This window comes from Novosphingobium sp. (genome assembly GCF_030696665.1).
Lineage (GTDB): Bacteria > Pseudomonadota > Alphaproteobacteria > Sphingomonadales > Sphingomonadaceae > Novosphingobium.
In genome coordinates this window covers 38,616-52,857 of record NZ_JAUYRV010000010.1, presented here as the reverse complement: position 1 = coordinate 52,857, position 14,242 = coordinate 38,616, and the positions used below count along the sequence as shown (strand labels likewise).

General features: G+C 61.8%; 11 protein-coding genes, 1 tRNA gene and 1 pseudogene. 8 read left to right on the top strand and 5 right to left on the bottom strand.

All coding sequences use genetic code 11. The annotated features are described in order from the left end of the window. Positions 1-106: 106 nt before the first annotated feature. Genes Q8R81_RS01970 through ftsE form a run of 4 tightly spaced genes read right to left on the bottom strand, consistent with a single transcriptional unit; the run spans position 107 to position 3,028 of the window. Positions 107-820 (bottom strand): 1-acyl-sn-glycerol-3-phosphate acyltransferase, encoded by a 714-nt coding sequence (locus Q8R81_RS01970; RefSeq protein WP_305615655.1) that lies wholly within the window; start codon positions 818-820, stop codon positions 107-109. Further along, positions 802-1,350, bottom strand: coding sequence for a YdcF family protein (locus Q8R81_RS01965; RefSeq protein ID WP_305615653.1), 549 nt, complete (start codon positions 1,348-1,350; stop codon positions 802-804). Before Q8R81_RS01965 ends, Q8R81_RS01970 begins: the two co-directional genes overlap by 19 nt. After that, entirely contained in the window at positions 1,347-2,282 is a 936-nt protein-coding gene (locus Q8R81_RS01960; RefSeq protein ID WP_305615651.1) for an ABC transporter permease, read from the bottom strand. Before Q8R81_RS01960 ends, Q8R81_RS01965 begins: the two co-directional genes overlap by 4 nt. Beyond that, a complete protein-coding gene (ftsE, locus tag Q8R81_RS01955) occupies positions 2,279-3,028 on the bottom strand; it encodes a cell division ATP-binding protein FtsE (protein WP_305615649.1) in 750 nt (249 codons plus the stop codon). Before ftsE ends, Q8R81_RS01960 begins: the two co-directional genes overlap by 4 nt. A gap of 149 nt (positions 3,029-3,177) precedes the next feature. On the opposite strand from ftsE, the gene Q8R81_RS01950 reads away from it, so the two are divergent. From Q8R81_RS01950 to Q8R81_RS01920, 8 genes and pseudogenes are all read left to right on the top strand, one after another. Further along, entirely contained in the window at positions 3,178-3,939 is a 762-nt protein-coding gene (locus Q8R81_RS01950; RefSeq protein ID WP_305615647.1) for an MJ0042-type zinc finger domain-containing protein, read from the top strand. Positions 3,940-4,048: 109 nt separating this feature from the next. Then, positions 4,049-4,135, top strand: a tRNA-Leu gene (locus Q8R81_RS01945). Positions 4,136-4,814: 679 nt separating this feature from the next. After that, positions 4,815-5,321 carry a helix-turn-helix transcriptional regulator gene (locus Q8R81_RS01940; RefSeq protein WP_305615645.1) on the top strand — a complete coding sequence of 169 codons (507 nt, stop codon included), beginning with the start codon at positions 4,815-4,817 and terminating at the stop codon, positions 5,319-5,321. A 53-nt stretch (positions 5,322-5,374) separates the two neighbouring features. Next, positions 5,375-5,854 (top strand): hypothetical protein, encoded by a 480-nt coding sequence (locus Q8R81_RS01935; RefSeq protein ID WP_305615643.1) that lies wholly within the window; start codon positions 5,375-5,377, stop codon positions 5,852-5,854. Positions 5,855-5,897: 43 nt separating this feature from the next. Further along, complete coding sequence (locus tag Q8R81_RS01930) at positions 5,898-6,443, top strand: hypothetical protein (protein WP_305615641.1); 546 nt, start codon at positions 5,898-5,900, stop codon at positions 6,441-6,443. Then, on the top strand, positions 6,443-6,673 hold the full coding sequence (locus tag Q8R81_RS01925; RefSeq protein ID WP_305615639.1) for a hypothetical protein: 231 nt from the start codon (positions 6,443-6,445) through the stop codon (positions 6,671-6,673). Before Q8R81_RS01930 ends, Q8R81_RS01925 begins: the two co-directional genes overlap by 1 nt. Before the next feature lie 397 nt (positions 6,674-7,070). After that, positions 7,071-7,274, top strand: a pseudogene (locus tag Q8R81_RS18325) (hypothetical protein); the annotation flags it as partial. Between the two features lie 63 nt (positions 7,275-7,337). Then, complete coding sequence (locus Q8R81_RS01920) at positions 7,338-10,652, top strand: calcium-binding protein (protein ID WP_305615637.1); 3,315 nt, start codon at positions 7,338-7,340, stop codon at positions 10,650-10,652. Between the two features lie 33 nt (positions 10,653-10,685). Here the strand turns inward: Q8R81_RS01920 and putA are convergent, their stop codons facing one another. Beyond that, entirely contained in the window at positions 10,686-14,144 is a 3,459-nt protein-coding gene (putA, locus tag Q8R81_RS01915; protein ID WP_305615634.1) for a bifunctional proline dehydrogenase/L-glutamate gamma-semialdehyde dehydrogenase PutA, read from the bottom strand. Positions 14,145-14,242: the final 98 nt, after the last annotated feature.

Genomic DNA, 14,242 nt, shown 5'->3' with positions numbered 1-14,242 from the left:
TACGGCATTGTGAAAGTCTGCGCGTGCGGTGCCATAGTCATCTGAGTGAGAGTTCATCACGCGGCTTTCCGATTTTGAGGTACCTTCGGTTCTAACGCGCCAACCCTCACCCATTCAGCGCATTGATCGCCGCCTTCACCCGCGCTTCGATCTCCTCACGCGGCAACCCCGCCGGGATTTCCTCGGCGAAGCGGTAGCGGATGGTGCCCGGTTGTTTCCATGTGCGGTGGTAGAGCGGCCCGCTGTCCACCGCCACCGGGATCACCGGCAGGCGCAGCAGCTTGTAGATTCCGGCAAAGCCTGCCTGCAACTGGCCCGGCGTGCCGTGCGGGGTGCGGGTGCCTTCGGGGAAGATGATCAGCGGGCGGTCTTCGGCAATCAGGCGGCGCGCTTCGGACAGCATCGTGCGCAGCGCCTTGGCCCCGGCCTCGCGCTCCACGCCGATCAGGCCGAAATTGCGCGCTGCTGGTCCCCAGCCGGGGATGCGCAGCAGTTCGGCCTTGGCGAAGACCACCGGCAAGCGGAACAGCCAGGGCATATCAATCGCCTCAAAGAACGATTCATGGCGGATGGCATAGAGCACGCCGGGTTTGAACACCGGGTTTTCCAGCTTCACCCGGATGCCCAGCAGCACGCGGCAGCACAGCCGGTGCCATCCGCACCACCCGCGCACCACGGCGCGCAACAGTGGTTTGCTGAACGGCATGCACAGCAGCGAGGCCAGCACGATCGGCACGGAGCCGCCGTAGAAAACGACATAGAAAATCACGCTGCGGATGACGGACAGCACCTTGCGCACGCTCACCAGCCGATCATCCACGCCACGGTGCGCGCCACCAACTTGCTGTATTCGATGAACAGGATGCGAAGGCTTGGCGTTGATGGCACGGCGTCCTTTATGATGATCAGGCTGTCGGGCGCTTCGGCCTCAAGATCCAGCGCGGCGCGGCGCATGTGCCAGTCGGTCGTCACCAACCGGATCGATCGCAGCTTGTTTTCCCGGATCCAGCGCATCGTTTCAATCGCGTTGCTGCGCGTATCGACCGCGTCATAGCCCAGCGTCACGCAGCAGGCCATCAGCCGCTCAGGCACCTTGTACTCCACCGCAAATTCGCGCGGGCGCACTTCGCGGTCCACGCCCGAGACCAGCAGGCGGCGCGCGCGGCCTTTTTCGACCACGCTGAGCGCGTGGGGGATGCGCCCTCCGCCGCCGGTCAGCGCCACCACGCCATCAGTGCGCACAGGCTCCACCACCGGCTGTGGCAGGAACGTGGCGAACCACACAAAGCCCAGCGCCCACACGATCAGCAGCAGCGACAGCAGCCGCCGGAAGATGCCGCGCTTCGTCACAACATGCCCTTCAGCGCGTTGAGCACCGAGAGCCGCGCGGTCAGGACCGCCAGCAGCACGCCCGCCACCGGGATGCAGCAGATCAGCAGCCAGTCGGTATAACCAAGGCTACCCGCCGTCATCATGCCCGATCCCAGCGCGGCAAACTGGCGGCCCAGCAGGCCGATGGTCACCACGCCGAGCAGCAGCCCGCCGATGCCGCCCGCCGCTGCGTCGACCGCCATCGAACGCTGGAATATCCGCGCGATCTGCGCATCGGTGCCGCCCAGCATGTGGACGATCTCGATGGTATTGCGGTGGTTGCTCAATGCGTTGCGCGATGCCAGCAGCACCGTGGCGACCGTGGCAAAGGCTAGCAGCGCAATCAAACCGCCCGCCAGCAGTTGCAGCGCGCCAATCGCTTCGAACACCGGGGCGAGCCAGCTGGCCTGCGCATCCACCCGCGCATCGGGCGCGCGGGCGGCGATCTGTTTGCGCAATGCGGCCACGGCGGTCTTGTCGGCATTGCCCGCCAGCCGCACGTCGATCAGCGCGGGCACGGGCAGTGCGTTCACATCATCGCCCACGGTCGTGCCCAGCCACGGCTCAACCAGCGCATCAAGTTCCTTCTGCGGCACAATGCGCACCGAAGCGACACCTGGCGCGCCCTGAAGTGCCGCAAGCGCGGCCTGCGCCTGCCGGTCGCGCTCTCGCGGGGCGCCGTTGACGATCTGCACCGTCACCCCGCCCGCCACGTCGGCACTCGCCGCATTGGCGGTCTTGCGCAGGGCGAGGCCGCTGGCAGTGGCCACCACGGTCAGCCCGATCATGATGGCAATGACCCACGGCATCGGCCCGGAAAGCTTGCCCTGCGGCAGCAGGCGCGTTTCCGCACCCCGCCGCTCGCGCCACTCCTCGCGCAGGGAGCCGGTGAACATCTCGATCAGGTTCATGCGCCCGCCCGCTCGGGCCGGGGGGCCGGGGTTTGGCGGCGCGGCGGATAGCGGAGCGCGCCGGTGGGATCGGACAGCCGACCCTTGTCGAGCCGCATGATCAGCGATTCCGGCACCTTGCGGATCAGGTGAACATCATGCGTGGCCACCACCACGGTCGTCCCCAGCCGGTTCAGCGCCTCGAACAGGCGCAGCAGCTTTTCGGCCATATCGGGGTCGACGTTGCCGGTCGGCTCGTCGGCCACCAGCATGTCGGGCCGCCCGATCACCGCGCGCGCAATGGCCACGCGCTGCTGCTCCCCGCCCGATAGCGATGCCGGACGCGCATGGCTGCGGTCGCCCAGTTCCACCCATTCGAGCATGTCGGTCACGGGCTTGATGATGTCGCTTTCGGGCACGCCCGCCACGCGCAAGGGCAGGGCGACATTGTCAAAAGCGGAGAGGTGCGGGACCAGCCGGAAGTCCTGAAACACCACGCCAAGGCGGCGGCGGAAGCCGGGCAACCGGTCACGCGGAAGGGTGATCGCGTCGGTGCCGAACATGCGGATCAACCCGCGTGAGGGGCGCTGCGCCAGATAGAGCAACTTCAACATCGACGTCTTGCCCGCGCCCGAAGCGCCGGTCAGAAAGTAAAAACGCCCGGAATACAAAGTGAAGCTGACGTCGGTCAGAACTTCCTTTTCAGTGCCATAGCGCAGGCCCACGTTGTCAAAATGGACAATCTCCGCGTCTTCGTGCTGGCTCATGAGAAAGGGACATTACCTGTTTGCTGGACGCGGATCGTTACGTTGAAACGGCTATACGCGGCAATCCATGTGGAAAAAAGGCCATGAAAGCGTTTCTTGCCCCGTGAAGCTATTGTTTCGACAGGCGTGACCATGCTTAACCCACAGCCATGATTATCGCGTGCCCCGCCTGCTCGACGCGCTACGTCGTTCCCGACAGCGCCATCGGTGTGGACGGACGGACCGTGCGCTGTGCCAAGTGCCGCCATTCGTGGTTCCAGAACGGCCCTGAACTGCCGGAGCGGGAGAGCGTGGAGCCGGTTGCTGACGCGCCCGTTGCTGCGCCGGAGGCTGAGGCGCCCGCTCCGTCTCCTGCGCCAGAGCCGGTTCAGGCTGAACCCACCGTGCCGCCGCCTTTGCCAGAGGCTGCGCGCCGGGTGCCGCCGCCGGTCTATTCCGACGATGATCTCTCACCCTTCGATCACCAGCCGCCGTTCCGCCCGCGCCGCAACCCGGCAAAAATGTGGACGATCGCGGCGGTTGCCTTCGCGCTGACCGTGGCGGCGCTCGCAGGGGCAGTGTGGCAGTTCGGCATGCCCAAGTGGCTTCCGGGTGCAGCGCAAACGTTCGGCGCGGACCGGCCCGATCTGGTCCTGTCCTTCCCGCCCGAAAAGCAGGACCGCCGCCAGTTGCCCAACGGCACCGAATATTTCGGCGCAAGCGGTACAGTAACCAACAATGGCAAGGACGTGCGCGCCATTCCGGAAATCCTGATCGTGCTGCGCGATGCAGGCGACAGGGTGGTGAAAACCTGGGAAGTTCCACCCCCGCAGGAAGAGCTTGCGCCAGGTGAAAGCGTGACGATCAACGCCGCCGTCACCGATGTGCCCAAGTCTGCCAAGGTCGCCGAAATCGGCTGGAAACCGGATTGATTTGAAAAAAGTCCTGAACGTTGTTGCGCGCGCCAAATTGCTTTGCTAGGGGCGCGCTCCTACCCCACCACGGGGCGCTGGCCACAGGCCTTGCACCCCGTCTGATTTTGCGGTCATGGCGGAATTGGTAGACGCGCAACGTTGAGGTCGTTGTGGGCGAAAGCCCGTGGAAGTTCGAGTCTTCTTGACCGCACCATCACCCCTTGAAAATGTGATCTTCGCCTTCGGGCACCCCGTTTTCCGGGGCTTTTGGCGCTTGTTGATACCGTCCGAGCGCGAAAAAACGCGAATCATGCGAATTCAGGGGCTTGGGCAGAGTTGGTTGATGAAGTTCAGGCGGCGTCGACTCTTCGAGCGGCGCTGAACGGAGTTCGGGATCGACGATGTCAAAAAGCCGCCAAGGATGACAGCGTCGATCCTTGTAGGAAACCGTTTTCCATCATGACCAATTTGAGTGTCCGGCCATGTCTTGGGTCTCTTGTTGTGATGTTATCATCCACTAGCTCTACGGTTTGTACGCCTGTGCTGCTGGGGCCATCACCGTATCAGGCTTATCTGGGCTGAGAGCCTCGCGGGATCGGCAGCGTCGTGGCCGCTTGTGTCACCGTATTTGCTGAAGCCCTGCAGGAAATTCGCAAATAGGTCGAAATTGGCTCGGAAAGCGCTGCGATTGGCGAATGTAAATCCGAAGCGGGTCAAAGCAGCATGGCGATAGCGTGTAATCTCGCTAAGCAAAGACGCTATGGATTGTGGTTAACTGACAGTTCTTGGCTGGTATATCCAGAATGGATATTTCAGGAAATTTGAAACTATTCCATTCTGGAACTATTCCCGAATTCTCTGATTGTTCTGGATGAAACAGAAAAGGGTTCGCCGTGTCGCAAGAAGAGCAGCTTGATAATCCCTTGGGCAGTTTGAGCGGGAAACAGCGCGAAGTGCTGGATCTTGTGCTGGATCGTCGCACCAACAAGGAGATTGCAGCATTCCTTCGGATTTCCCCGTCTGCGGTCGAGCAAAGGCTCCAGTCCGTTCGGCGCAGGTTGGGAGTGCAGTCTCGGGCAGACCTTGCGCGGACATATCAGACCATCATTGATGCCTGTGCAATTCGGACAGGTGAAAAATTGCAGGTGGCAGAAAGCCGCTCGGTTCAGCAATTTGACGAAGAAGAAATTGAGGCTTTTGAAAGGGATAATGTGACGCAGATCACATTTCACGGACTAGAGCCTCAGTCCGTTTTTGAGCAGAGTGATCGTGGCGAGCTGTTTTTGACCAAGCTGGATCGTGTTGCCGGAGTGTCAGGTCGAGTAGCGGCCATATCCGTGGTGGCGACTTCGATGGCGCTCCTTCTGGCGATAGTGACAAGGTTTTCAAACGCCTTTTGACCAGTTTCTGCAAACACGCTGGCTTGGGTGAGGCGGTGATTTGTGAGGGGTGAATGATTTTTGAGGTCAGCAGCCCTGGCTCCGATGCGCTGTTGAATCTGGTCGTCGTGTTGATTTGCCTGTGCGTAGCGATTTGTGCGTTGGTTTTTGGCAGGGCTGTTGAACGCGTAGGTGGATGGTTTCTGACACTATCAATAGGATTTCATATTCTGTTTGGGGTGATTTTTCCGAATAGAATATCGCATGAAAATTTGATCAACTTGGCGTTGTCATTTGTTGATTTGGTAATGTTCTCGACGTTGGCATTAAAAACTTACCGAATATGGCCAATAATCGCGAGCGGATCTCTTTTCTTGATTTGCAATGTCCAAGTGCTTGAGTGGTATGGCGCAGATATAGGCCTATTTGGTGATGGCAGGATATTGACGGCCCTTTGGACCTCAGTCCCGTTGTTGCTTTTGGCCAGTTTGATCCGTTCCATGCTGCGCCAGCGATTTGAGCGTGTGCAGCAGATCAGGCGGAAAAAGCGCTGATTGACCGTCCGTTATGTACAGCATGCTGTGAAAGGCCATGTGAATGCTGAATGCCGATCAATCGTCGGAAATGGCGCGCCTGAAAGAGTTGCTGTCGCAAGCTGCACAGTTGGCTGCAGCGCTCGATGGCGGGTTCTCGCATGGCGCGAAACCTGCAGCGACCAGCAATGACCTCGTCTCAATCGCTGACGACGAGAGTGTCCTTGCCTTTGCAAAGAACCTCTACGCTTTCCGGCGCAGACGGAACGAGTTCTTCAGCGGGTTGCTGTTTGCCGATCCGGCTTGGGACATTCTCCTCGAACTTTACATCATGCGTGTGGCCAACAAGCCCGTGCGCGTGAAGAATGCCTGTCTGGCATCAGGCGTGCCAGCGACAACTGCGCTGCGCTGGATCGGGCTGCTGGAGGAACAAGGGCTGCTTACGAGATCAGCGGATACATCGGATCAGCGGGTCCGGTGGGTATCGCTGACCGACCATGCGTTTCGCACGATGCATCAGTTGCTGTCAGGACAAGTGCGTCAGGCAACCACAGAGCCGGATGCGGAATTTGATACTCGCGCTAGCCGGACCAAAGTGGGGGTGAGCTGATGAGCTTGGACCAGCATGAATTTAGTTCGGAGCTTGATGAAAGTCAGTGCCGTCCGGCCTCAGTCGGCGCTCCCAACCCAACTATTGCAGCGTCGGATGTGATTGAAATTGAACTTGTGGAGGAATGGCTTCCGCGCGATCCAGCGCATGCGGCAGAGGCCATTGTGATTATGTTGTTCGTGATGTTTGGTTGTGGCTTGGCCGTGTGGGTGATGGCATCCCTGCAATAACTTCCGTCCTTGCAGATTGCGCAAGGGGGCGGAGAAGTTGCATTTGGCTCATTCGAGCGGATTCGACAGCGTGACCTTACCTTTCAGGGGCCCGGAATTTCCGGGCGCTTACGAAGCACGCGTCACGTCACAGCCATCAGGCTCGCATTCCCCCCTGCCGCAGTGCGATTGATCGAGAGCGAGACTTCGGCCGGTTTTGTCGGAGGTCGCCCTCAGGCTGGCGTACTGTGCTGCGCTCAGTAAGCCGGTCACGCCCTCGCTCATGATCTAGCAGCGCTGCGAAATTCTTTTGGAATCAGTTATTTGATCGTGTCATACGTTTAATTACTTATAAAGATGTTGTAAGTTGTGCGCGAGAGGGCAATGCTGCGTCCGATAGACAGATCGGAGCGTTGTGATGGGCCTGTATACCGGTACTTTGTCCGACGACGAAATCACAGGGGACTTTGTAGAGGTCACTGTCATTGGTCTTAATCCGGATTTTTCGCCTATATTAGATATAAATGAAGATTATCTGGACTTTATGTATGGCTTTGAGGGTAACGATACTCTCAATGGTGGCTATGGATCGGATCAGATCTTTGGTGGAACCGGCAATGACGTTATATACGGTTTTGGATCGTCAACTTGGCCAGATGGGACGAATACTTTCATTGTTGACGATGTGCTTGTTTTTTCAAATCAGGGTAGCCATCTCGCCGACGATGATCTGCTTTATGGCGGAGAGGGCAACGACACCATCTATGGCGGCAATGGGAACGATACGATCGAGGGGGACATCGGCACCAATGTGCTGCTGGGCGGAGACGGCAACGACACTCTGACTTCGTTCGGGTCTACATCCGATATAATGGACGGCGAAGCAGGCGACGATCGTTTTATCGTTGTGTTCGCCGATGCGCCCTCGCTTCAGGGCGGCAGCGGCATCGATACCCTGAATATCACTGGTGGCACGATCAGCAACTTTTCGGCTGCAAACGGTTTCGAACGTGTCGGCGCAAGTCTGGGAGATAATTACTTTTTTGGCACTGCCCAGGCAGACGTGCTCGATTTCAGTTCGCTGACGCTGACCGAGCGTGGGGATACATTGGGCTTCCAGATATACGCACAAGAAGGCGACGATGCGATCACCGGGACGTCATTCGATGATGTGTTGGCTGGCGCAGGTGGCAACGACACGCTGATCGGCGGGGATGGCAACGACATCATTTCCGGCGGTGACGGTGATGACCACATCGAGGGTGGTAGTGGCGACGATATCCTTGCCGGCGATGCTGGCACCAATGTTATTCTGGGGGGGGACGGGAACGACAGCCTGACAGCGTTTTTGTCCATATTCGATGTGCTGGATGGCGGTGCAGGCGACGATCATGTTTCGGTGTTTACGGTTGTTGGTGTCACGCTTCAAGGCGGAAGCGGCATTGACACATTGACTGCCACATCTGTTTTCTTGAGCGGCTTCTCGGCTGTAAATGGGTTCGAGCGCATCGGAAATGACAACACTAGCACTATCATCGGTACCGAAGGATCAAACGTCCTTGATTTCAGCTCGCTGACCCTGACCGAGCGAGTGGATACTTTCGGCTTCGAGATATACGGGGAGCTGGGCGACGACACGATCACCGGCACCGCATTCGATGACACGATATTTGGCGGAGATGGCGACGACACACTGTCCGGCAGCGCTGGCAATGATCGGATCGACGGCGGCTTGGGGTTCGATGTCGTCAATTTCACGGGCAATGTGGCGGACTACAGCGTGATCAGTCTGGGGCCGGACGTCTGGCAAGTGACCGATAACCGGGTGGGCGCGCCTGATGGGGAGAATGTGATCAGCAGTGTCGAGAACCTGCTGTTCAACGGCGTTCCTTTTTCTCCCTTGGCCGATGTGGTGGGGACAACGGGCCCCGATGTGCTGATCGGTGATGACGCGAGGAACAGGATCAGCGGTGAAGGCGGCGATGACTACATCGATGGCGCAGGTGACAATGACATCATCACCGGCGGGTCCGGCAATGACACGCTGATCGGCGGCGAGGGAAGCGATACTTTCCGCGTTGGGCTGAATGCCGGGACCGACAGCGTTTCGGGCGGCGACGGCTATGATCGGATCGAGGCGACTGCGGCAAATGCCGTGATCGGGCTATCGGAGATCAGTGGCATCGACCTGATCGACGCTGCGGGTTTTGCAGGCGTGCGCGTGGTGGGCAGTTCTGCTGCACAGACGCTGGATTTCAGCTTGGTCCAACTGATTGACGTGGTCTCTATCAATGGCGATGGCGGCAACGATGTGATCATCGGGTCGTTAGGGGCAGACACGATCATCGGCAGCTTTGGCAGTGACACGATGGACGGCGGCGGTGGGGACGATACGTTCCAGATCGGCGTCAGTGCCGGGTTGGACACGATCGAGGGCGGCGATGGGCATGACCGGATTGTGGCCACGGCTGCCAATGCGGCGATTGGTCTGGTGCAGGTTTCCGGGATCGAGGAAATCAGTGCGGGCGGGTTTGCCGGGGTGCGCATCGTCGGTTCTTCGGCATCGCAAGTGCTTGATTTCAGTGAAGTGACGCTCACCGGAATCACATCCATCGATGCCGCAAATGGCAACGATACGGTGATCGGATCGGCGGGCGATGACAACCTGCTGGGCGGTTTTGGCAACGATACGCTGGATGGCGGGGCGGGCAAGAACACGCTGACCGGAGGCGGCGGCAACGACGTGTTTGTTGTGCGCACGGCCAACGACAAGGTTGTCGAAGTGGTCGATGGCGGGATCGACCGGATCGACGTGCAGATGAACACGTTCAGCATCGCGCCGCTTGCGCAGATCGAGAACGTCACGTTTACCGGCATCGGCAATGCCACGCTTACCGGCAACGCACTGGCCAATATCATAACCGGGGGCGCAGGTAACGACACGCTCAACGCAGGCAATGGCAACGATACGGTCAACGGTCTGGGCGGCGATGACACGATCACGGGCAGCTTTGGCAACGATGCGCTGGATGGTGGCGATGGGGATGACAGCTTCCTGTTCGGCACCAGCGCCGGCATCGATATCGTAATCGGTGGCGCAGGCTATGACCGGATCGCGGCAACCGCAAACAATGCCGTGTTCAACCTCTCCCAGTTCTCGGGCATCGAAGCGTTCGATGCGGCGGGCTTTACCGGTGTCAGACTGGTGACGACGGCAAGCGCGCAAGTGCTCGATTTCAGTGGCGTTACCTTTACCGGCAGCGTCTCGATCGACGGGGACAGCGGCAACGACACGATCATCGGTTCGGCCGGGAACGACACGATCATCGGCAACTTCGGCAACGATGTGCTCGATGGCGGGGACGGTGATGACACCTTCCTGATCGGTGTGAGCGCAGGCTTCGATACGATCAACGGCGGCACCGGGTTTGACCGGATCATGGCTACGGCAAACAATGCCGTGATCAGCCTGACTGCGATTTCAGGCATCGAGAGGATCGACGGCGCAGGCTTCAGCGGAGTGCGGGTGCTGGGCACGGCTTCGGCCCAGACGATGGATTTCAGCGCCATGACCCTGGCCGGCAGCGTCACGATCGATGGCAACCGCGGCAACGATACGATCATCGGCTCGGCGGGGAATGACACCATCATCGGCGGCAGTGGCAAGGATACGCTGACCGGCGGGGGCGGGGCCGACCGCTTCGTCTTTGCCACGACGACAGACAGTTCGCGGACAAGCAGTGACACGATCACCGATTTCCTTGCGGGCACGGACGGCATAAACCTTTCCGCGATCGACGCCGATGGCGCGGCAGGCGCGCAAGATGCCTTTGCCTGGCTTGGAACCGGGGCATTTACCGGCTCGGCCGGACAGTTGCGCTATGAACAAGTTGGAGGCAACACGCTGGTCTATGGCGACACCAACGGTGACAGCGTGGCTGATCTTCAGATAACGCTCACAGGTTTGATCGGCCTGGGGGCGGCGAATTTTTTGCTTTGATCTGCTGCGCCCGGTTGCATGGCGGTGCTGGCGTCACGCCATCGCCATCAGGCTGGCGTTCCCCCCTGCCGCCGTGGTGTTGATCGAGAGCGAGACTTCGGACAGCAGCATGGCATCGTCGTCTGCCGGGGTGAGTAGTGGGACGGTTGCGCCGTCCAGTGCCGCAAGGGCCTGCTGGAAGGCGAGGGTGAAGGGTTCGTCGCCGTCGACGAGGGCGCGGGCGTAGGGGCCTTTGGTTTGCCAGCCGGGATCGGCCACGATGGGGGTGCCGCCAAGGCGGGTTACGCGGGCTTCGAGGGCGGCGAGGCGGGTGGTGTTTTGGGCGGCGACGAGGACTTTGCCGATGGGGCGCAGGGCGTGGATGTTGCGTTCGCCTACGGGGCCGGTGAGTTCGCGCTCTCCCGGCGCAAGGGTTGGCGCTGCGGGGGCGGAGGCGACGAGGCGGCGCAAGTAGAGCGGGCCGCCTGCCTTGGGGCCGGTGCCCGAGAGGCCGTGGCCGCCGAAGGGTTGCACGCCGACGACTGCGCCAATGACGTTGCGGTTGACGTAGATGTTGCCCGCATGGGCGCGGGCGGTGACGCGGGCGACGGTTTCATCGAGCCGGGTATGGAGGCCGAAAGTGAGGCCATAGCCCCAGGCGTTGATGCTATCGACCAGCGCGTCCATGTCCTTGCGCGCAAAGCGGATCACGTGGAGCACAGGGCCGAAGACTTCGCGGGTGAGCTGCGCGGGGTTGGCCAGTTCGATGATGGTGGGGGCGACGAAGGTGCCCTGAGTGGTTTCGGGGCCGAGCGGGAGGCGGTGGACGGGGCAGCCGAGCGCTTGCATCCGGGCGATGTGCGCTTCGATGCCGTCGCGGGCTTCGGCGGTGATGACCGGGCCGATGTCGGATGCGAGCTTGTCGGTCGGGCCGACCGAGAGTTCGGCCAGTGCGCCGCGCAGCATGGCGAGGACGTGATCGGCGATGTCTTCCTGCAGGCACAGCACGCGCAGGGCCGAGCAGCGCTGCCCGGCGCTGTCGAAGGCCGAGGCGATGACATCGGTGACGACCTGTTCGGCCAGCGCCGAGCTATCGACGATCATCGCGTTCTGGCCGCCGGTTTCGGCGATCAGCGGGATGGGGCGGCCTGTTGGCGAGAGGCGGCTGGCCAACTGGCGCTGAATCAAGCGACCGACTTCGGTGGAGCCGGTGAACAGCACGGCGGCGGTCTGGGGCGCGGCGACGAGTGCGGCGCCGACCGCGCCATCGCCTGGCAGGAGGATCAGCGCGTCATCGGGAACGCCCGCTTCGTGCAGCACGCGCACGGCTTCGGCGGCGATCAGCGGGGTTTCCTCGGCCGGTTTGGCCAGCACGGTGTTGCCTGCCATCAACGCGGCGGCGATTTGGCCCGTGAAGATTGCCAGAGGGAAGTTCCACGGGCTGATGCAGACGGCAACGCCCAATGGGGTGGCTCCGGCCAGCATGGGGCCTTGCGCTGCGTAATAGCGCAGGAAGTCCACGGCTTCGCGCACTTCGGCGATGGCGTTGGCGGCGGACTTGCCCGCCTCGCGCACCAGCAGCGCGATCAGTTCGGGCATCGCGGCCTGGAGCCGGTCAGCGGCGCGTTCCAGCACTACTGCGCGGGCGGCGGGCGGGGTGGCGGGCCAGCGTGAGGTGGCGGCGAGGCTGGCGGCCTCGGGCACGGCGGAGGGCAGGATTTCGCGCACGGTGCCGACGCGGTCGGCATGGTTGGCTGGGTTCACGACCGGGCGCGGGTCGGCGCTGGGGAGATCGGCTCCCGGAGTGGCGTGGCGCGGCAGTGTAGCGATGGCGCTGAATCGTTCAGCGATGGCTGCCAGCGTGGCTTCGTCGGCAAGGTCCAGCCCGGCGCTGTTGCGGCGGTCCGGGTAGAGCGCGCGGGGCAGGGCGATCAGCGGGTGTGGTGCGCCGGGATCGGCGGCACCGGCCACTTCAGCCACGGGATCGGCAATGATCGCCTCCACCGGCACATCCGGGTTGGCGATGCGGTTGACGAACGAGGAGTTCGCGCCGTTTTCCAGCAGGCGGCGCACCAGATAGGCGAGCAGCGTTTCGTGTGTGCCTACGGGAGCGTAGATGCGGCAGGGGCGGTTCAGCTTTTCGGGGCCGACGACTTCGTCATAGAGCGGCTCGCCCATGCCGTGGAGGCACTGGAATTCATAATCGCCGCTGTGGAAATCGGGGCCGAACATCGCATCGGCCATGCACTTGATCGTGGCGAGCGTCTGCGCGTTGTGCGTGGCGAACTGCGGGAAGACCACGGTGTTCGCGGCCAGCAGGCGGCGGGCGCAGGCGAGATAGGCGACGTCGGTGTGGACCTTGCGGGTATAGACCGGGAAATCGGCTTGCCCGTCCACTTGCGCGCGCTTGATTTCAGCGTCCCAATAGGCCCCTTTGACAAGGCGGACCATGATGCGGCGACCGGTGCGGCGGGCCAGATCGACGATCCAGTCGATCACGAAGGGGCAGCGCTTGCCATAGGCCTGCACGACGAAGCCGAGGCCGTTCCAGCCTGCGAGTTCGGGATCACTGGCGAGGGCTTCGAGCAGATCGAGCGAGAGTTCGAGCCGGTCAGCCTCTTCGGCATCGATGTTGAACCCGATGTCATAGCGCAGGGCGAGCGTGGCCAGCGCTTTCACGCGCGGCAGCAGTTCGGCCATGACGCGGGCCTGCTGGGCGCGGGCGTAGCGCGGGTGGAGCGCGGAAAGCTTGATCGAGATGCCTGGGCCATCGTGGATGCCACGCCCCGCGGACGCTGTGCCGATGGCGTGGATGGCGGCTTCATAGTCGGCGTAGTAGCGGGCGGCGTCCTTTGCGGTCATCGCGGCTTCGCCCAGCATGTCGTAGCTGTAGCGGAAGCCGCGTTCCTCCAGCGGGCGGGCGCGTTTGAGCGCTTCGGCAATGGTCTCGCCGGTGACGAACTGTTCGCCCATCATGCGCATGGCGAGGTCCACGCCGCGCCGGATGACGGGTTCGCCTGCGCGGGCGAGGAGGCGGGTGAGTGCGGAGCCGAGGCCCTTGTCGTCCACGCTCGACGTCAGCTTGCCGGTGACGACGAGGCCCCAGGTGGCGGCATTGACGAAGAGCGAGCGGTCGGACCCGAGGTGGGCGAGCCAGTCTCCGCCCGAAATCTTGTCACGGATCAGGTCATCGCGCGTGTCGTTGTCGGGGATGCGCAGCAGGGCTTCGGCAAGGCACATCAGCGCGACGCCTTCCTGCGTGGACAGGGCATATTCCTGCACCAGCTGGTCCACGCCATTGCCGCGCGGTTTGGCGCGCAGGGTTTCGACCAGCGCGCGGGCGAGGGCCTGGGCCGAGGCGCGGACGGCTTCGGGCAGGGTGGCTTCGGGCAGGAGCGCGGCCATGCAATCGCGTTCGGGGCGGCGCGTGGCGGCAGTGATCGCGGCGCGCAGGGCTTCGGGCGAGGCGGCAAGTGCGGGGGCGAACTGCGAGAAGGGGGCGTGGATCGTCATGCGCGCAGAATATCACGCGCAGGTGTGGCGTTCTGCCTTATGCAGTGGCGGTTTGTGGGCGGATTGCCTATAATTGAGGTTCGATCTTCAATGGAGGC

What these genes read in the sequence shown, in the direction of transcription:
- Q8R81_RS01960 (WP_305615651.1), bottom strand. Translation starts at nt 2,282, where the DNA reads ATGAACCTGATCGAGATGTTCACCGGCTCCCTGCGCGAGGAGTGGCGC.
- ftsE (WP_305615649.1), bottom strand. Translation starts at nt 3,028, where the DNA reads ATGAGCCAGCACGAAGACGCGGAGATTGTCCATTTTGACAACGTGGGC.
- Q8R81_RS01950 (WP_305615647.1), top strand. Translation starts at nt 3,178, where the DNA reads ATGATTATCGCGTGCCCCGCCTGCTCGACGCGCTACGTCGTTCCCGAC.
- Q8R81_RS01935 (WP_305615643.1), top strand. Translation starts at nt 5,375, where the DNA reads ATGATTTTTGAGGTCAGCAGCCCTGGCTCCGATGCGCTGTTGAATCTG.
- Q8R81_RS01930 (WP_305615641.1), top strand. Translation starts at nt 5,898, where the DNA reads ATGCTGAATGCCGATCAATCGTCGGAAATGGCGCGCCTGAAAGAGTTG.
- Q8R81_RS01925 (WP_305615639.1), top strand. Translation starts at nt 6,443, where the DNA reads ATGAGCTTGGACCAGCATGAATTTAGTTCGGAGCTTGATGAAAGTCAG.
- putA (WP_305615634.1), bottom strand. Translation starts at nt 14,144, where the DNA reads ATGACGATCCACGCCCCCTTCTCGCAGTTCGCCCCCGCACTTGCCGCC.